Source organism: Simplicispira lacusdiani (genome assembly GCF_003604195.1).
GTDB classification, from domain to species: Bacteria; Pseudomonadota; Gammaproteobacteria; order Burkholderiales; family Burkholderiaceae_C; genus Simplicispira; species Simplicispira lacusdiani.
In genome coordinates this window covers 259,222-277,784 of sequence record NZ_QXGR01000003.1, presented here as the reverse complement: position 1 = coordinate 277,784, position 18,563 = coordinate 259,222, and the positions used below count along the sequence as shown (strand labels likewise).

At 66.2% G+C, this 18,563-nt stretch carries 16 protein-coding genes; 11 read left to right on the top strand and 5 right to left on the bottom strand.

All coding sequences use genetic code 11. From position 1 onward, the window contains the following. Nucleotides 1-4 precede the first annotated feature (4 nt). On the bottom strand, nt 5-2,302 hold the full coding sequence (locus D8S75_RS05780; protein WP_119964996.1) for a sensor domain-containing protein: 2,298 nt from the start codon (nt 2,300-2,302) through the stop codon (nt 5-7). 294 nt (nt 2,303-2,596) lie between these two features. Between D8S75_RS05780 and D8S75_RS05775 the strand changes: the two genes are divergently transcribed. The 3 genes from D8S75_RS05775 to D8S75_RS05765 all read left to right on the top strand — a co-directional run bounded on the left by D8S75_RS05775 (nt 2,597) and on the right by D8S75_RS05765 (nt 6,225). Further along, a complete protein-coding gene (locus D8S75_RS05775) occupies nt 2,597-3,433 on the top strand; it encodes a GNAT family N-acetyltransferase (RefSeq protein ID WP_119964995.1) in 837 nt (278 codons plus the stop codon). Nucleotides 3,434-3,688: 255 nt separating this feature from the next. Further along, nucleotides 3,689-5,749, top strand: coding sequence for a polyphosphate kinase 1 (gene ppk1 / locus D8S75_RS05770; protein ID WP_232828922.1), 2,061 nt, complete (start codon nt 3,689-3,691; stop codon nt 5,747-5,749). A 14-nt stretch (nt 5,750-5,763) separates the two neighbouring features. Next, the gene (locus D8S75_RS05765) at nt 5,764-6,225 is read left to right on the top strand and encodes a SixA phosphatase family protein (RefSeq protein ID WP_119964993.1); all 462 of its coding nucleotides are present in this window, start codon (nt 5,764-5,766) and stop codon (nt 6,223-6,225) included. 36 nt (nt 6,226-6,261) lie between these two features. Here the strand turns inward: D8S75_RS05765 and D8S75_RS05760 are convergent, their stop codons facing one another. After that, on the bottom strand, nt 6,262-6,675 hold the full coding sequence (locus D8S75_RS05760; protein WP_198673152.1) for a hypothetical protein: 414 nt from the start codon (nt 6,673-6,675) through the stop codon (nt 6,262-6,264). 54 nt (nt 6,676-6,729) lie between these two features. Then, nucleotides 6,730-8,208 (bottom strand): Ppx/GppA phosphatase family protein, encoded by a 1,479-nt coding sequence (locus D8S75_RS05755; protein WP_119964992.1) that lies wholly within the window; start codon nt 8,206-8,208, stop codon nt 6,730-6,732. Nucleotides 8,209-8,421: 213 nt separating this feature from the next. On the opposite strand from D8S75_RS05755, the gene D8S75_RS05750 reads away from it, so the two are divergent. The 8 genes from D8S75_RS05750 to phoR all read left to right on the top strand — a co-directional run bounded on the left by D8S75_RS05750 (nt 8,422) and on the right by phoR (nt 15,426). Continuing rightward, nucleotides 8,422-8,733 (top strand): hypothetical protein, encoded by a 312-nt coding sequence (locus tag D8S75_RS05750; RefSeq protein ID WP_157982594.1) that lies wholly within the window; start codon nt 8,422-8,424, stop codon nt 8,731-8,733. A gap of 68 nt (nt 8,734-8,801) precedes the next feature. Continuing rightward, nucleotides 8,802-9,794, top strand: coding sequence for a PstS family phosphate ABC transporter substrate-binding protein (locus D8S75_RS05745; RefSeq protein WP_119964990.1), 993 nt, complete (start codon nt 8,802-8,804; stop codon nt 9,792-9,794). Nucleotides 9,795-9,913: 119 nt separating this feature from the next. After that, nucleotides 9,914-10,849, top strand: coding sequence for a phosphate ABC transporter permease subunit PstC (gene pstC, locus D8S75_RS05740; RefSeq protein WP_119964989.1), 936 nt, complete (start codon nt 9,914-9,916; stop codon nt 10,847-10,849). Next, entirely contained in the window at nt 10,849-11,778 is a 930-nt protein-coding gene (gene pstA / locus D8S75_RS05735; RefSeq protein WP_119964988.1) for a phosphate ABC transporter permease PstA, read from the top strand. Before pstC ends, pstA begins: the two co-directional genes overlap by 1 nt. A gap of 29 nt (nt 11,779-11,807) precedes the next feature. Continuing rightward, entirely contained in the window at nt 11,808-12,602 is a 795-nt protein-coding gene (pstB, locus tag D8S75_RS05730) for a phosphate ABC transporter ATP-binding protein PstB (RefSeq protein ID WP_119964987.1), read from the top strand. 10 nt (nt 12,603-12,612) lie between these two features. Further along, complete coding sequence (phoU, locus tag D8S75_RS05725; RefSeq protein WP_119964986.1) at nt 12,613-13,314, top strand: phosphate signaling complex protein PhoU; 702 nt, start codon at nt 12,613-12,615, stop codon at nt 13,312-13,314. 15 nt (nt 13,315-13,329) lie between these two features. Further along, nucleotides 13,330-14,037 carry a phosphate regulon transcriptional regulator PhoB gene (gene phoB / locus D8S75_RS05720; RefSeq protein WP_119964985.1) on the top strand — a complete coding sequence of 236 codons (708 nt, stop codon included), beginning with the start codon at nt 13,330-13,332 and terminating at the stop codon, nt 14,035-14,037. 21 nt (nt 14,038-14,058) lie between these two features. Continuing rightward, entirely contained in the window at nt 14,059-15,426 is a 1,368-nt protein-coding gene (gene phoR, locus D8S75_RS05715) for a phosphate regulon sensor histidine kinase PhoR (RefSeq protein ID WP_119964984.1), read from the top strand. On the opposite strand, the gene D8S75_RS05710 is transcribed toward phoR, so the two are convergent. Both D8S75_RS05710 and D8S75_RS05705 read right to left on the bottom strand, forming a co-directional pair. After that, nucleotides 15,401-16,747, bottom strand: coding sequence for an MATE family efflux transporter (locus D8S75_RS05710; RefSeq protein WP_119964983.1), 1,347 nt, complete (start codon nt 16,745-16,747; stop codon nt 15,401-15,403). The two genes, phoR and D8S75_RS05710, sit on opposite strands and share 26 nt — an antisense overlap. 12 nt (nt 16,748-16,759) lie before the next feature. Further along, complete coding sequence (locus D8S75_RS05705) at nt 16,760-18,478, bottom strand: hypothetical protein (protein ID WP_119964982.1); 1,719 nt, start codon at nt 18,476-18,478, stop codon at nt 16,760-16,762. Nucleotides 18,479-18,563 lie beyond the last annotated feature (85 nt).

Here is an 18,563-nt window from a genome sequence, read left to right as displayed (position 1 = left end):
GCCGTCAGCGCAGGAAGGCCGTGAAGATGTCCGGTGGGCTGCTTTGGCGGGGGCTCGCGGTCGCGCCGCTCTGCACGGCCTTGCGGCAGGCCTGCAGGTAGATCTGCAACTGGTCCGCAGGCTGCGGTTGGCCGCAATAGAAGCCCTGTGCCTGGGTGCAGCCTTGGTCGCGTAGGAACTCGAACTGGCTGCGTGTTTCCACGCCCTCGGCGATGGTTTCCATGCCCAGGGCCTGCGCCATGCGGATGATGGCACTGACGATGGCGCGGTCGTTGGCGTCCTCGCCGAGGTCGCGCACGAAGGACTGGTCGATCTTCAGCTTGCTGATCGGGAAGCGCTTGAGCTGGCTCAGCGAGGAATAACCCGTGCCGAAATCGTCGATCGAGAGCTGCACGCCCAGGTTGTGCAGCTGGTCCATGGTGGCGATCGCCATGCGCGGGTCGTCCATGGCCACGCCCTCGGTTAGCTCCAGCTCCAGCGATCCCGGCGACAGGCCGGTCTCGGCGAGGATGCGCGCGATCAGCTCGGGCAGGCTGGGCTGGCGGAACTGGATGGCCGAGAGGTTGACCGACATCGAGGGCAGCGTCAGCCCCTGCATGTGCCAGTGCTTGAGCTGCGCCAGCGCCGTGCGCAGCACCCATTCGCCGATGGGCAGGATCTGGCCGCAATCCTCGGCGATGGGGATGAACTCGGCGGGAGAAACCATGCCCAGCTCGGGATGCTGCCAGCGCAGCAGCGCCTCGACGCCCAGCACCTGCTGCGTGGCGATGCATACCTGGGGCTGGTAGTGCAGGCTGAACTGTTGGCGTTCGAGCGCGCGGCGCAGGGCGTTTTCCAGCTGCAGGGAGCGCACCGAGCGGGCTTGCATCTCCGGTGTGAAGAAGCGGTAGGTGTTGCGGCCATCGAGCTTGGCGCGGTACATGGCCACGTCGGCGGACTGGCTCAGGGAGTCGAAGTCGGTCCCGTCGTCCGGGTATACGGCAATCCCCATCGACGGCGCCATGGTCAGTTCATGGTGCTCGATCTGGTAGGGCTGGCGCGAGGCCTCCAGGAGCTTGCCCGCGACCCGCGCGGCCCCCCGTGCATTGGCGCCTGGAAGCAGGAGGATAAATTCGTCGCCGCCCAGGCGGCAGACCGTGTCTTTCTCGCGGACCACGGCGCGCAGCCGCTTGGCGATCTGGACCAGCAGCGCGTCGCCCACGCGGTGTCCGAGCGAGTCGTTCACATGCTTGAAGTGGTCCAGGTCGAGGAAGATCACGGAAATCGGCGTCTGCTCCTGGCGGGCCACCTCGATGGCCTGGGTGCTGCGCTCGGCCAGCAGCGTGCGGTTGGGCAGCCCGGTCAGCGGGTCGTAGTGCGCCAGCCAGTAAATGCGTTCCTGGTCGAGTTTGCGGTCGTCGATCTCGCGGTGCAAGGTGTCCACGGTTTCGCGCAACTGCTGGGTGCGCTCGGCCACCAGGGATTCCAGCTCCGCATGGACCCGGATCAGCTCCGACTGCGCCTGCTTGCGCGCGGTGATATCCATGCAGATCCAAATGGACCCCAGGGCAAGGTCCGAGGGATCGATGGCCTTGCTGCGCACCACGCACACCACGGGTGTACCGTCCTTGCGGCACAGCGAGAGCTCGCCCTCGAAAGCCAGTCCCCTGGCGAGGGGCTCGTAACAGCGGCGGCCCACGTCCTCCCATGCTTCGTCGCTTGGCAGCCAGCGCCGCGAAGGGCTGCCCAGCAACTCGCCGGGTTCGTAGCCCAGCATTTGCTCGAAATGCCGGTTGCAGCGCGTCAACTGCCGGTCGCGCAGGTACACGATGCCCACCATGGCGTTGTCCAGGAGGATCTGCTTTTCGCAGATGGCGGCGTCAAGCTGTACCTGGGCGTTCTTCTGCTCGTCGATGTCGTCGATGATCCAGATGGAGCCTTCCGATGTGTCCTTGGGGTTGATCAGGCTGCCGCTCAGGCGGCCCCAGAACATCGTGCCGTCGCGCCTGCGCATGATCCGCTCGACACGGAATGTCTGCCCGGCAGAAACCACCGGATAGGCCGCGCGCCCCAGCTCGCGGAAGGCGGTGGGGTCGGGATGGAAGCTTTCGCTCTGCTGGCCGATCAGCGCCTCGGGGGATTCGTAGCCGAAGATTTCGGCATAGCGCCGGTTGCAACGAACCACATGCCGCTGGCGGATGAAGGCAATGCCTGCCCCGGCGTTGTCCAGCAGCGTCTGCTGCTCGCGCAAGGTCCGCTCAAGGGAGGTATCGGTCAGGGGGGCGGATGGAGGCAATCCGGTACTGTCGTTCTGAAAAGACATTTCGCCGCTGATGGCATGGCCAGGTGGGGGGCCGGGCTTTGCCGGAAAGTGTGCGAAATTGTATCAGCCGGGGTGGGCTGCCCGTGTGCGGGTAAACCTTATCCCCTGGAATGGGTGGGAGATGCCGCGGGCCGGAGCGGCGAACGGGCGTGTCATGTAGGCGCCATGGTTCCGACATGGCGGTGTCATGCGAGCGAACCACACTGCGCTGGCAGGTGGCCGTTTCGGGGCGGGTGGTTCCGGGCGGCGACCGCTGCCGCCACTGTGGCAGACCTGACACAAAGGAGTCCTTCGATGAATGATTTGCCCAGCCCCACGCTGCCCCTGTCGCCAGTGTCCCTGCCTCGGGGGTCGCTTCATTGCCAGGGCGGCCCGGTGGGGGCGGTGGTCGATGCGCCCGGGCGTGGCGGCGTGGAGGTGGCTTGGGCGCGCCACCTCGATGAGGTCCGGGAAGCCCAGCGCCTGAGGTACGAGGTCTTCGCCACCGAGATGGGGGCCAGGCTCAAGGCCACCATTGCAGGCCATGACACCGACATCTTCGACGACTTCTGCGAACACTTGCTGGTCCGCGATGTCCGGACGCGCGAGGTGATCGGTACCTATCGCGTGCTGACGCCCGAGCAGGCGCGGCGCATCGGTTGCACCTACAGTGATACGGAATTCGATCTCACGCGCCTGCGCGGCCTGCGCTCGCGCATGGTGGAGTTGGGACGCAGCTGTGTGCATGCGCAGCATCGCCATGGCGGCGTGATCCTGGCGCTGTGGGGCGCGCTGGCCGACTTCATGGTGCGTAACCGGCTCGACACCATGGTGGGCTGTGCCAGCATTCCCATGATGCACAACGGCATGGTCTGCGGAGACGCCGCAGCGAGCATCTGGCGGCAGCTGCGCGAAACGCATCTGGCGCCCATCGAGTACCAGGTGCTGCCGCGCCTGCCCCTGCCGGTGGATCGCCTGGATGCCTCGCTGGACATCGAGCCACCCGCGCTCATCAAGGGTTACCTGCGATTGGGGGCGCGGGTGCTGGGCGCGCCCGCGTGGGATCCGGACTTCAACACCGCTGACCTGCCCATGCTGATGCGCCTGGCGGATCTACCGGCGCGCTACCGCAAGCATTTTCTGGGAAGCTGAGGTTCTGCAGGAAATGCTTGACAGGCGAGGGGGTGTGACTGTCATCATGACTGTCATGAAACTGTCACCGGGTCGTCCAATACTTCGCGGGTGTTCCATTCGTTTCTGAACGTGCCCATGTCACCATTTTCCAATGAAAGAAACGTGACCCTGTCGCATGAATCCGCAATGGAGGATGACACCACGCATGAGCCGCAGGGAGATGGTGGCGCGGCGTCTTCCGTTCACCCGGCGCGCCCTGCGCGGCCCCACGCCATGGCGCGGTTCCTGGATCGCGACCACAGCATCCTGGCTTTCAACGAGCGTGTGTTCGATTGGGCCGCGCGCTCGGATGTGCCGTTGCTGGAGCGGCTTCGCTATCTGAGCATCGTGTCGTCCAATCTGGACGAATTCTTCGAGGTGCGCGCCGAGCCGCACATCACGGCTGCCCGCAATGGTGAGACCAAGGGGCCTTACAGCGCGGCTTCCTTCGACGCCTTGTCGGCCAAGGCGCATGATCTGGTGGAACGCCAGTACGCGCTGTACAACGAGATTCTGGTCCCGGCGCTGATGGATGAGGGCATACGCATCGTCCCGCACGGCGAGCGCAGTGCCGCCCAGCGCCGCTGGGTCGCCGAATATTTCACGCGCGAGGTGCAGCCCTTGCTGGTGCCCGTGGGGTTGGACCCGGCGCACCCGTTTCCGCAGGTGGCCAACAAGTCGCTCAATTTCATCGTGCGGCTCAAGGGGGCCGATGCGTTCGGGCGCGAGAACGAGATCGCCATTGTCCGGATTCCGCGCGTGCTGCCGCGCTTCACGCGGCTACCGGCCGGCGTCGCGCCCAAGGGCAAGCAGTTCGTCAGCGTGTCCAGCGTGGTGCGCGCCCATTTGGCGGACCTGTTCCCAGGGCGCCAGGTGACGGAGTTCTCGCAATTCCGTGTCACGCGGCATTCGGATCTCGCCGTGGATGAGGAGGACGTGCGCAACCTGCGCATGGTGCTGCGCCAAGGGCTGCAGCAGCGCAATTTTGGCCAGGCGGTGCGGCTGGAGGTGTCCTCGGGCTGTTCGCAGTACCTGTCCGATTTCCTCTTGCGCCAGTTCGATCTGCCTGCCGCAGCGCTCTACCGCGTACATGGTCCCGTGAACCTAGTGCGGCTGGCGCAGCTGGTGGACCTGGTGGCCGACCCACGGCTGTTGTTCCCGGCCTGGCGCCCGGCCTGGCCGCGCCAGATGCCGGCCGGTACGTCCATCATGGCCCAGATGCGTCAGCATGACGTGCTGATCCACCAGCCGTTCGAGAGTTTCGACGGTGTGCTGGCGTTCCTGCGCGAGGCCGTGAACGACCCGCAGGTGGTGGCCATCAAGCAGACCATCTACCGCACGGGCTCCGATCCTGAACTCATGGAGCTGCTGCGCGAGGCGGTGCGGCGTGGCAAGGAGGTCATGGCGGTCGTCGAGCTCAAGGCGCGCTTCGACGAGGAGGCCAATATCAACTGGGCCGAGGCCCTCGAATCGGTGGGCGCGCAGGTGGTGTTCGGCGTGGTGGGCCTGAAAACCCACGCCAAGATGCTGCTGGTTACCCGCAAGGAGGGGCGGCAGCTACGCCGCTACGGGCAACTGTCCACGGGCAACTACAACCCGCGCACGGCCCGCCTGTACACGGACCTGAGCTACCTCACGGCCGACGAGGACACCACGGCCGACATGGACAGTGTGTTCAACCATCTGGCCAGCCAGAACCGCCTGCCGCGCATGCGGCGCCTGTTGGTGGCGCCCTTCCATTTGCACCGGCGCACGCTGGAAAAAATCGAGCAGGTCGGCCAGGCCGCGGCGCGGGGCGAGGGCGGCCGCATCGTGGTCAAGATGAACGCCTTGACCGACGAGGCACTGGCACGCGCGCTGGTGCTGGCCGCGCAGCGTGGCGCGCGCATCGATCTCATCGTGCGCGGCGCTTGCATTCTGCCGGCGCAGCTCCCGGGACTGACCGAGAACATCCGTGTGCGCTCCATCATCGGCCGTTTCCTGGAGCATTCGCGCGTGTTCTATTTCCGCTGCGGCGCAGAGGAGGAGCTGTACCTTTCCAGTGCCGACTGGATGAACCGCAACATGATGCGCCGGGTCGAAGTCTGCTGGCCCGTCACCGATCCCCATTTGCGCCAGCGCATCATTGACGAATGTCTGCTGGCCTACCTGCACGATGACCGTGATGCCTGGGAGCTTCAGCCCGAAGGCTCGTATGCGCGTGCCGAGCGATACGCCAGGGGCCATGGCGCGCAGAACGCCCTCATGGTGCGCTACGGCCCGCCGGTGGCGGGCGAGCGCAACGGCCGGGGTTAGGCCGGGAGCGCGCGATGGACCTGATACTGTGGCGTCACGCCGAGGCGGAAGAGGGTGGCGAAGGCATGGACGACCTGCAGCGCCCCCTGACCGCGCGCGGCGAGAAGCAGGCCGCGAGGATGGCGGTATGGCTCGATCGCCAACTGCCCGATGGTCTGCGGGTCTTGTCCAGCCCGGCACGCCGTGCGGAGCAGACGGCGCAGGCGCTGGGCCGCAAGTTCAAATTGCGCGCTGAACTGCTGCCCGACGGCTCGCCGCAGGAGCTGCTCGAACTGGCGCAATGGCCCCGTGCGCGCGGGGCCGTGCTCGTGGTCGGGCACCAGCCCGCGCTGGGCCAGACCGTGGCCCGGTTGCTGGACATGCGGTCGGGTGAATGCGCCGTGCGCAAGGGCGCCGTGTGGTGGCTGCGCCAGCGCCAGCGCATGGACCACAGCGAAACCATTCTGCTCGCAGTGCAGGCGCCCGACTTTCTCTGATGCCATGGGGCCGGAGGGCACCGGCCCCTGCCTTGCTCATTTGTCGGACTTCGGGCGGCCCGTCTTGATGGCTGGAACGGCCTTCAGCGCGGCTCGCAGCGCACTGTCCGACATGCCCGCCAGGGCCTTGAGGCCAGCGCGCAGGAGTTCACTTTTCTTGGCCGGTTGCGACAGCGCGGCGGTGCGCAGCTTGAGCGTGTCGATGGCGGCGTATTCATCCTTGGGAATGGTGAAGCTGTCGCGCACGAGCTTGGGCTTCTTGGCCTTGTGCTCCTTTTCTGGGGCCGCAGCCGCGACCTTGACAGGGGCTGGTTTGGGCTCGGCGATGGCCTTGGGCGCAGCGCCGGTCTTGCGTGGCGTGACCGGTTTGCGCACGGCCTTGCGGGCAGGCTGGGCCGGGGAGGATGCGGGTTGGGGCGGCGTTGCGGCAGTGCTCTGCGATGTGGCCATGACGGATTCCCTTGGTGAAACGGTATAAACAGTATATATCGTTTATTTCCGGCATCAAGACAGGACCACCTCCAGCTCCCAGGGCGTGCGCAGCCATGCGGCCATTTCCTCGCGCAGCAGATGGGCCGACTGCGGATAGGCCGCGGCCCAGCCGGAGCGCGTGGCAAGGCAGAAGCGCCTGCCTGTCACCGTCAGCTTCAGCCCGTGCATATCGGGATCGCGGCGTGCATGGCACAGGGCCACGGCAGTGCGCAGGCACAGGAGCTGCAGAGCGAAGGTCGCGTCGTTGAGGTCGGCTTCGAGCTTGCGCACCTTGCCCCGGTGCCCCAGCACCAGGGAGCCCAGGCGGTGCAGCTCGTGCTGGGCGAAGCCGGCGACATCGGTGTTGTCGAGGATATAGGCGCCGTGCCTGTGGTAATCGCTGTGCGAGATGCGGCAGCCGATCTCGTGCAGTTGCGCCGCCCAGCCCAGCTTGCGCAGGGCGGTTCCGGGGTGGGCCGGCGCCGCTTGCTCGAACAGCTGGCAGGCGGTGCGGGCGACGCGCTCGGCATGGATGCGCTCCACCGCGAAGCTGTGCAGCAGGCCTTGCACGGTGGAGGTGCGCAGATCGGTCTCGGGTTGCTCGCGGTCCAGCAGGTCGTACAAGGCGCCTTGGCGCAGCGCGCCCTGGGCGACATGCATGGTGTCGATTTCCAGCAGATCGAACACGGCGCGCAGCACGCTGAGTCCGCCGCCGATCACGGGGCGGCGGTCTTCCTTGAGGCCGTCGAGCCGGACTTTGTCCGCGCTTTGAGCGCGCAGCAGGCGCTCGCGCAGCCAGTCCAGTCCGGCGCGTGTAATGGTGCCCTCGGGCTGCCCGGCAGCAGCCAGGATATCGCCCACCGCGCCCACGGTGCCCGAGGAGCCGTAGGCCACGTCCCAGGCGCTGGGGCGGTAGGTTTCCAGGGCCTCGTCCAAAACGGCCTTGGCGGCGATTTCGGCGGCGGCGAAGGCCGCGCTGGTGAACTGGCCTTCCGGGAAATAGCGGCCGGACCAGGCCACGCTGCCCACGCGGAACGAGGCAACGGCCCGCGCCGTGAAGCGCTCGCCCAGGATCAGCTCGGTGGAACGCCCTCCGATGTCGACCACCAGCCGCCGCTCGTCCGACTGGGGCAGCAACCGCGAGACGCCCTGGTAGATCAAGCGTGCTTCCTCGGGGCCCGACACCACGTCGATGGGGTGACCCAGCACTTCGCTGCCGTGCTGCAGGAAAACCTCGCGGTTGCGGGCTTCGCGCAGGGTCTGGGTGGCCACGGCGCGGACCTGGGCGCGTGGAAAACCCGCCAGCCGCTCGGCGAAGCGGGCCAGGCAATCCCAGCCGCGTTGCATGGCTTCGAGGCTGAGGTTGTGCTCCTTGTCGAGGCCATTGCCCTGGCGCACGGTTTCCTTGAGGTATTCCACGCGCTGAATGCGGCCGTGCTCATAGCGGCCGATTTCCAGGCGGAAGCTGTTCGAGCCAAGGTCGACTGCAGCGAGAAAGGTGCCGTTTTGCATGGGTGACGGGGGATGGAACGCAGGGATGGTGCGCAGGGAGGGGCCGAACGGCAAGTGTGCAGCATTTTTTTGACGGTTTCATGATGCCGTCATGTCCAGCGGCAGCGGATGGGTGCGTGGCTTGATCCGCCGTCATCAAGAAACCGTCATCGCAGTGTCACGACCGCGCGCAATAGTGCCTGTGTTGTTTCATTCTTGTTGAAGGATCTGCCGATGAAATTCGCTCTCTCCGTCTCTTTGCTGGGTGCCGCGCTGCTTGCCGGCTGCGCCACTGGCTCCGCTGTTCCGGTCGGCATGCAGGCCGGCAAGTTTGTCGCCTACGAATGCGAGGGCGGCAAGCGTCTCCAGGCCCGGCTGGCGGCCGATGGCAGCTCGGTGCGCATCCGCCACGAAGGCGGCTATGAACTGGATCACAAGGGTGGGGGTGTCTACGAAGGCGAGGGCTGGAAGCTGCTGACGCAGGGCACCATGGAACTGCAGCACAACGGCAAGACGGCCGCCCGCCAGTGCCGGGCGGTTCGATGACTGTGTCACGAAACAGTCACACAAGGTACATAAAGTTGCGTCAATCCTTTCCTATCCCGAGGACTCACATGAAAAAGCTCGATGTCAAATCCCTGCTGGCGGCTTCCGCCCTGGCGTTTCTGGGCGCGCCTGCCCTGGCCCAGGTGGTGAAAGTGGATGGTTCCAGCACCGTATACCCGGTGACCGAAGCTGTCGCCGAGGAGTTCCAGAAGGCCAGCAAGGGCACCAAGGTCACGGTGGGTGTGTCTGGCACTGGCGGCGGATTCAAGAAGTTCTGCCGCGCCGAGACCGACATCTCCAATGCATCGCGTCCCATCTCCAAGTCGGAAATGGAAGCCTGCAAGGCAGCGGGCGTCGAGTACTACGAACTGCCGGTGGCCTTCGATGCGTTGACCGTGGTGATCAACCCGAAGAACGCCTGGCTCAAGCAGGCCACCGTGGCTGAACTGAAGAAGATGTGGGAACCCGCTGCACAGGGCAAGGTCACCCGCTGGAACCAGATCAACCCGGCATGGCCCGATCAGCCCATCAAGCTGTTTGGCGCGGGTTCGGACTCTGGCACCTTCGATTACTTCACCGAAGCCATCGTGGGCAAGTCCAAGTCCAGCCGGGGCGATTTCACGGCCTCGGAAGACGACAACGTGCTGGTGCAGGGCGTGGCGGGCGATGTGAATGCCATCGGCTACTTCGGCTATGCCTACTACGCCGAGAACATGGGCAAGCTCAAGGCGCTGCCGATCGTCGAGAAAGAGGGCAAGCCCGCCGTCTCGCCGAGCGAGAAGACCGTGCTCGACGGGACCTACCAGCCCCTGGCCCGCCCCATCTTCATCTATGTGAACGCCAAGTCCCTGGCCAAGCCCGAGGTCAAGAAGTTTGTCGAGTTCTTCATGAAGGAGGGCGCGCAGATGGCCAAGGAAGTGAAGTACGTGCCGCTGCCGGCCGACGCATACAAGACCGCCCTGGAGCACCTTGCCAAGGGCAAGAAGGGCACCGTGTTCGGTGGCAAGAACGAAGTGGGCATCACCATCGGTGAACTGCTCAAGCGCGAAGCCTCCCTGTAACGGCCTGGCCGGTGCGCGCCCTGCGCCGGGCCTTCCGGGCCTGGTGCGGGTGCGGCCAATACCCCTGATGCCATTCCATTCCTAAAATGACCGCGTCCACCACTACCCCGGATCGCATCATGTCGAATCCACCCCTCACGGGAGAGGCCCGGCTCGCGCAGCTGGCCCGGTCCAAGGCGGCCCGCAAGCGCAAGGACAAGCTGGTCGAGAGCGTTTTGCTCCTGGCAGCCTGCGTCTCGGTGTTCACCACGCTGGCGATCGTCTACATCCTGGTGAAGGAATCGCTTCTTTTCTTCACGCATGTGCCGGTGTGGCAATTCCTGACGGACACGCAGTGGACGCCGCTGTTCGACGATGCGCATTTCGGCATCGGCGTGCTGCTGGCGGGAACGGTCTCCAGCTCGGCCGTGGCGCTGCTGATCGCCATCCCGCTGGGCACCATCATCGCCATCTACCTGTCCGAGTTCGCGGGGCACAAATCCCGCGAAATCCTCAAGCCGGTGCTGGAGCTGCTGTCCGGCGTGCCCACCATCATCTATGGTTTTTTCGCGCTGCTGGTGGTCACGCCGCTGATCCAGAAGGTCTACCCAGACCTGCCTACCTTCAACGTGCTGTCGGCCGGCATCGTGATGGGAGTCATGATCATCCCCTATGTGTCCTCGCTGTCCGAGGACGCGATGCGCGCCGTGCCGATGAGCCTGCGCGAAGGCGCCTATGCCTTGGGATCGACGCGCTTCCAGACGGCCACCCGCGTGGTGGTGCCGGCGGCCTTCTCGGGCATTGCGTCGGCTTACATCCTGGGCATCTCCCGCGCCGTGGGCGAGACCATGATCCTGGCGGTGGCCGCCGGCATGCAGCCCAACCTCACGCTCAACCCCCTGGAGCCCGCTGCGACCGTCACCTCGTTCATCGTGCAGGTGGCGCTGGGTGATCTTCCCCATGCCAGCATCGGCTACCAGACCATCTTCGCCGCCGGCTTGACGCTGATGCTCATGACGCTGTCGTTCAACCTGCTGGGCTACTGGCTGCGCCGCAAATTCCGCGAGGCCTACTGATGACCCTCAACACTGAAAAAACCGAGAAACTGCGCGCGGTCATCCGTTCGCACAAGCGCTGGGACGTCATTTTCGGCCTGGTCGGCCTGCTGGCCATGTCCGTCGGCATCCTGACCTTGGTGGCACTGTTCGTGGAAATGGCAATCGACGGCCTGCCCCGCCTGACGGTCGATTTCTTCACCAATTTCCCTTCCCGCCGCGCGGGTCAGGCCGGCATCCTGTCGGCCTGGGTCGGATCGCTGCTGGTCATGCTGGTGACGGCGCTGTTCGCCATTCCGGTGGGTGTGGCCAGCGCGATCTACCTGGAGGAGTACGCGCGCAAGAACTGGTTCACCGACATCATCGAGATCAACATCACGAACTTGGCGGGCGTCCCGTCGATCGTGTATGGCTTGCTGGCATTGGGCTTGTTCGTCTACACCTTCGGTTTCGGGCAGAGCATCCTGTCGGCGGGCCTCACGTTGGGGCTGCTGATCCTTCCCATCGTCATCGTTTCAACCCGGGAGGCCTTGCGTGCCATCCCGCAAACGGTGCGCGAAGGGGCCTATGCCTGCGGAGCCACCAAATGGCAGGTGTGCAGCGACCACCTGATCCCTTACGGCATGCCCGGCATCCTCACGGGCATCATTATCGGCCTGTCGCGTGCCATTGGCGAGACGGCGCCCATCATCACCATCGGCGCGCTGACCTTCATCGCCTTCCTGCCGCCGGTGCCATTCACGGGCGAGGTTCCCGCCGGCATGTTCGACTGGCTGTTCTCGCCGTTCACGGTCATGCCGATCCAGATCTTCAACTGGACCTCGCGGCCCGATCCGGCCTTCCACGCCAATGCCGCCGCCGCCAGCCTGGTGCTGGTCGTGCTCACGCTGAGCATGAACGCCGTGGCCATCTGGCTGCGCTACCGCCTCCGCAAGAACCTCAAGTGGTAAGCCACGAACGAACCCACACTGGAATAACCATGGCACCCGCCGCACAAGCTCCATTGAAGACGCCAAAGATCAAGGCGCAGTCCAGGAACCTGGATTTCTACTACAGCGATTTCAAGGCGCTGAAGTCCATCAGCATGCCGATCTACGAGAACAAGGTGACGGCTCTGATCGGCCCCAGCGGCTGCGGTAAATCGACTTTCCTGCGCTGTTTCAACCGCATGCACGATCTCTATCCAGGACACCGCTACGGCGGTTCGATCGATTTGCTGCCGGACGAGATCGACCTGCTCCACCCTTCCGTGGACCCGATCGAAGTGCGCATGCGCCTGTCCATGGTGTTCCAGAAGCCCAATCCGTTTCCGAAATCGATCTTCGAGAACGTGGCCTACGGCCTGCGCGTGCGCGGCGAGAAGTCCAAGACCTATATCGAGGACAAGGTGGAATCCGCGCTCAAGGGCGCCGCCATCTGGAACGAGGTGAAGGACCGGCTCGACGAGGTCGCGGTGAATCTCTCGGGCGGGCAGCAGCAGCGCCTGTGCATCGCGCGCTCCCTGGCCACGGACCCCGAGATCATTCTGTTCGACGAGCCAACCTCGGCGCTGGACCCCATCGCCACGGGCGCCATCGAGGAGTTGATCGCCGAGATCAAGAACAAGGTGACGATCCTCATCGTGACCCATAACATGCAGCAGGCGGCGCGCTGCAGCGATTACACCGCCTACATGTACCTGGGCGAACTCGTGGAATTCGGGGAGACGGAAGAGATCTTCTTCAAGCCCAAGCGCAAGGAAACCGAGGACTACATTACCGGCCGTTTCGGCTGAGGAGCATCCCGTGTCAGACAAGCATCTTTCCTCCCAGTTCGATAGCGAACTCAACGGCGTCTCCACCCGCGTGATGGAAATGGGCGGGCTGGTCGAATCCCAGATCCGCCAGGCCGTCTACGCGTTGTCGCAGTTCAGCATCGAAGCGGCCGATCAGGTCGCGGCCATCGAGAACCGTGTCAATGCCATGGAAGTCGAGATCGACCATGATCTCTCGACCATCATCGCGCGCCGCCAGCCCACGGCGCGCGATCTGCGCCTGCTGCTGGCCTTCTCCAAGGCCACTGCCAACCTGGAACGCATGGGCGACGAGGCCAGCCGCATGGCGCGCATGGTGCGCTCCATCATCGAGGGCGGCGCGCCGCGTTCGCTGCCGTCCAACGACCTGCGCGTGGCGGCGGACCTCGCCTCGGGTCAGCTGCGCAAGGCGCTGGATGCCTTCGCTCGCCTGGATACGAAGATGGCCGTGGCCATCCTCAAGGAGGATGACCTGATCGACAAGGAGTTCGACGGTTTCGTGCGCAAGCTCATCACCTACATGATGGAAGATCCACGCACCATTTCGCCGAGCCTGGACCTGCTGTTCCTGGCCAAGGCGATCGAGCGCATCGGTGACCACTCCAAGAACATCGCCGAACTCATCATCTACCTGGTCAAGGGCATGGATGTGCGGCACACCTCCGTGGGCGAAATCGAGTCGGCGGTTTTGTAGGGCCTGTGCAAAGACATGAGAAAACTTCCCCGTGTCCTGATCGTCGAGGATGAGCCGGCCATCGCCGAGCTGATCGCCGTGAACCTGCGCCACAACGGCTTCCAGCCGTTCTGGGCCGAGGATGGTGACAGCGCCCAGCGCGAGCTCGATGCCGTGCTGCCCGACGTGATCCTGCTCGACTGGATGCTGCCGGGTCAGAGCGGCCTGCAGCTGGCGCGCAAGTGGCGCGCCGACAGCCGCACCAAGCCCGTGCCCATCCTGATGCTCACCGCGCGCGGTGACGAGCCCGACAAGATCGCGGGCCTCGATGCCGGCGCCGACGACTACATCACCAAGCCGTTTTCCACCCAGGAGCTGCTGGCGCGCATCCGCGCCGTGCTGCGCAGGCGCGCGCCCGAGCAGGTCAGCGACAGCGTCACCATCTGCGACCTGGCGCTCGATGCCGCCACGCACCGCGTTGCCTACCAGGGCCAGCCCCTGAAGGTGGGGCCGACCGAGTTCAAGCTGCTGCACTACTTCATGAAACACCCCGAACGCGTGCACAGCCGTTCGCAGCTGCTCGACAAGGTCTGGGGCGACCATGTGTTCATCGAGGAGCGTACCGTGGACGTGCATGTCAAGCGCCTGCGCGAGGCGCTGGGCGACGCCGGGGCCATGGTCGAGACGGTGCGGGGCGCGGGCTACCGGCTCACGGCGCAACCGCAGGTGCCATTGCGCGCCTGAGCGGGCACGGCGGCTCGGCGCATGTTCTGGCGTTTTTCCTTTTTCCTGGCCTGGCAACTGGCCGGAGGCGGGCTGGGCTGGTGGCAGGGCGGCGCCTGGGGCGCCGCCGTGGGCGCGGCGGTGGCCGCGTGGATCTGGTTCTTTCTGGACCTGCTGCGTGGCGTGCGCATGCTGCGCTGGCTGCGCCTGGGCGACATGGCGCATGCGCCCGCCATGCGCGGCATGTGGGGCGAGGCGGTCGAGCGCACCCGGCGCCTGGTGCGCAGGCAGGAGGATCGGGCGCAGGAAAGCCAGGATCGCCTGCAGGAAATCCTGGCGGCCTTGCAGGCCTCGCCCAATGGCGTGGTGCTGTTGGACCGTGAAGGACGCATCGAGTGGTGCAACCAGATGGCGGCCACCCAGTTCGGGTTCGATGCCCAGCGCGACGCGATGCAGTCCATCCGCAACCTGGTGCGCGACCCGGAGTTCAGCGCCTATTACGCGGCACAGGACTATGCGCACGATGTCGTGATCGAGGGGCGCTCCAGCACGCCCTCGCGGCCTGTGCGCATTTCGGTGCAATTGCATCCGTATGGCGATGGCCGCAGCCTGCTGCTGTCGCGCGACATCACGGCGTTGGAGCAGGCCGAGGCGATGCGGCGTGATTTCGTCGCCAACGTGTCCCACGAGATCCGCACGCCGCTGACGGTGCTGATGGGCTTCGTGGAAACGCTGCAGACGCTGCCGCTCAATGCCGAGGAGCGCTCGCGCTATTTGGGCATGATGGCGCAGCAGGCCTCGCGCATGCAGAGCGTGGTGCAGGACCTGCTAACGCTCTCGCGGCTCGAAGGCAGCCCCCTGCCTGGCATGGGGGAATGGACAGCGGTGCCGGTGCTCCTGCAGCGCTGCGAGGAGGAGGGGCGCGCGCTTTCGGCCCTGCTCACGCAGAGCCAGCAGCGCTCCCATGATCTGCAGTTTCCGGACCTGTCGGCTCCGGAGGTCGCGCTGGACATCGCGGGCTCGCTGCCGGAGCTGCAGAGCGCGCTGTCCAATCTGGTCAGCAATGCCGTGCGCTACACCCCGGCGGGCGGGCGCATCGAGGTGCGCTGGCAACCGCAGAATGACGGCGGCGCGGTGTTTTCCGTGCGCGACACCGGGCCGGGCATCGCCCCGGAACACATTCCTCGGCTGACCGAGCGTTTTTACCGTGTCGATCGCAGCCGGTCGCGCGAGACCGGAGGCACCGGGCTGGGCCTGGCCATCGTCAAGCATGTGCTGCAGCGCCATGGCGCTGCGCTGGAGATCGTGAGCGTGCTGGGCCAGGGATCGACCTTCAGCGTGCGTCTGCCGGCCAGTCGGCTGCGCTGCTCCAGCGGCGCACCGCTCAACTCTGGGCCTGCGGGCTCCTGAGGGTGCGCGCCAGCATCCAGGCGAAGGCGGCTGCTGTCACGGCCAGGGCCGCCGTGCTGGTGGCCCAGAAGGGCGTGGGCGAATGCAGCGTCGGCAGCGGGCCCAGGCCCCGGTAGGCCAGCCAGTAGCCGCCGCCCAGCCCCACGCCCCAGAGCATGCAGCCATAGATCAGCAGCGGTGCCAGGGTGATGCGATAGCAGCGCAGCACGAAAATACACAGCAGCTGCACGGCATCTGCCAGGTGGTAGACGGCCACCCAGGCCAGCAGTCCGGCGGTCAGCTGCACGACATCAGCCTGGGCCGTGTAGATGCCTGCCACCCTGTATTTTGCTATTAATAGCATAGCTGATAGCGCAATACTGGCAAGCGCTGCAAGCCTAAAACCTATCAATGCCGCTTGCCGTGCATGCCGGTCGTTGCCCGCGCCGCGCCAGAAGCTCACACGGGCGCTGGTGGCGATGGCCAGCGACAGCGGCACCATGTAGAGGACCGCGGCCAGATTCGAGGCGATCTGGTGGCTGGCGGCCGCCAGGGTGCCCTGGCGGGCGATGAACAGGGCCATCAGCGTGAATGACGTCACCTCTACTGCGATGGCCAGCGAGGCCGGAACGCCCAACCGCATGAAGGCCGCGAGCTGCCGGCCGTCGGGGCGCTCCAGGGGCTGCCACAGGCGCAGGGGTTGGTAGATGTCCTGGGTGCGCAGCAGCCACAGGGCCAGGCCGAGCTGGAGATAGTTCACCACCAGGGTGGCCCAGGCGCAGCCCACCACGCCCAGCGCCGGCAGACCTGCCCCACCGAAGGTGAACCAGATCGACAGAGGGATCTTGACGAGCAGTGAAGCCACCTGCAGCCAGGTCACCAGCCTTGGGTGCCCCAGGGCCTGGTTCAGCGTGCTGTACATCCGGAACAGCAGGGCCGGTGGCAGCGCCAGCGCGAGCACGGCCAGGTAGTGGCGCACGGGCGGGTGCAGGTCGGGCGGGATGTCCGTCCATTCGAGCACGACATCCGGAAAGAGCAGGGCCGCCATGCCCAGCAGGCTGGTGAGCGCGCAGAGGTAGAGCGCCTGGCGCACGGAGCGGCCGATGCCCGCGTGCTCCCGCGCGCCGCGCTGCTCGGCCCAGACGGGCAGCAGCGCCTGCAGCAGGCCCATCAACGCGACGTAGACGCTGATGAAGAAGGCCGATCCGATGGACAGCGCGGCCAGCGAAGCCTGGGCATGCCGTCCGGCGACGATGGTGTCGGTCACGCCGTAGGCCATGACGGCCAGTTGTCCCGCCAGCACGGTGGCTGCGTGGCGCGCGATGAGGGAGCGCTCCTGCATGGCTGTGGCGTTTCAGGGCGCGTCGCGGCGGTAGAGCGAGAGCGTCAGGAGGTCCTTGCGGTCGGTGGGGCGGGCCTGGCGGGCGTGCAGGGTCCAGGACGTCAGGTCTGGCGGAGGCTCGGGGGGCTTCTTGTCGTCGGGATCGTCCGGTGCCACCACGAGCCAGGGGCACTCCGCGCTGGAGGCCGATAGAGGCAGCAGGCGTAGCTGGCCGTGGTACTGCAGCGCGGCGATCTGGTTGCGGTCCAGGCCATGCATGTGCATGCAGGCGGGCCGGCCCGCGCTGGCGGCGAGCGCCTGCATCTGCGGCGCGTCGCTGCGCGCATAGTCGAGCATGGGGAGCCAGAGGGTCATCAGCAGCAGCCAGCTCAGTGTCGCGCCCGTGGCCGGGAGGACCAGGCTCTTCCAGATGGCCGTGCGGTGCCGGCCAGCGCGCCACCAGACTAGGGCGCACCAGGCCGCGCTGGCCGCGACGGCGATGGCCAGGGCCAGGGCCGAAAAGGAGGGCATGAAGCCGGGGGCCAGCTTGGCCACATTGGCTGCTGGCTTGGCGGGCACGCCGGTCTGCAGGGAGATCCAGACCACCCAGATGGCGATGGCGGAAACGGAGAAGAACAACAGGGTGAACCAGTCGACCAGCGCGGCCACGCTGCGCCGCAGCGTGGGAAGCGCGAAGGCCGCCAGCGCTGCCAGCGCGGGCAGGCCCAGCAGCAGGGCGCGGTCCGATGGCAGGGTGAAAAGCGTGGCGCCGACCGATACCAGCACAAACCACAGGGGCAGGAGCAGGTGGCGGTGCAGCCGCCGGTTCAGGATCTGCCGGCGCCAGCGCCACAGGGTCCAGAGAGCCAGCGGCCAGGTGGGCCAGGTGAACCAGAGCAGCAGGCGTGCCAGGCTGCTCCATTCCTTGTCATTGTCCTGGGGCCAGTCCATGCGCCAGCGCCAAAGGTCCAGCAGCCAGGCCAGGCCGGTCGCGGCCACTGCCATCAGTAGGAGAGCCAAGGCAAAAGCGTGGCTGCGCCGCCGTTCCTCGGGTGGACTGGTGGTGTCGGCTAGGCACATGGCGCCGCCGCCCAGACCATACAGCAGTGCCAGGGCCGGTGCGCCGCTGAGCACCAGCCCCGCCAGTCCGGCCGACAGAGCGAGGAGAGGCAGGGCCGTGCGGTGTGGCGCAGCGGCCAGGCCGAAGAACACCAGCGTGGTGCAGAACAGCTGGGTCAGGTAGGAGGTGGTTTCGTGGGAGGGCTGGGCCAGCCCCAGGCTCGCCAGCAAGGCGAGCAGGCCGGCGTCTGCCATGGCGCGGGCATAGTCGGCCGGTTGCGCCTCGCCGCCGAAGGCGAATGCCACGGGCTGCGCGCCCGGGCTGCGCGCCAGGTAATAGATGCCGTACCAGGCCGCCAGCAGCGTCAGGCACAGCAACACGATGAAGGGGGCCCGGACCGCCATCTCTGGCGAAAGCAGGGGGGCGATGGTTTGCAGGGCCCAGGCGCCCAGCCAATAGGGCAGCAGACCGTCAGTTTCGGGGGGCAGGCCGCCGAGCAGCGGCGCGAGCCAGCCCGTATGTCCCTGCGCGAGTTCTTGCATGTAGCCGAAGGCCGTCATGTCGGCGCCGCGCCATGGGTCGCGGCCGATGAAGCCTGGGACGATGTAGGCGATGCACAGCAGCCACAGTGCCCAACGGGGCAGAGGGCGCACGGCGCTCTGGGGAACGATGGCGGGGGTGGGCTGGTTCACGCTGTAGCAGGAAGGGGGTTGGCCGTCGAGAATAAACGCAAACAAAAAGGCAGCGCGGTTGCCCGGGCTGCCTTTGTGGCGGAAA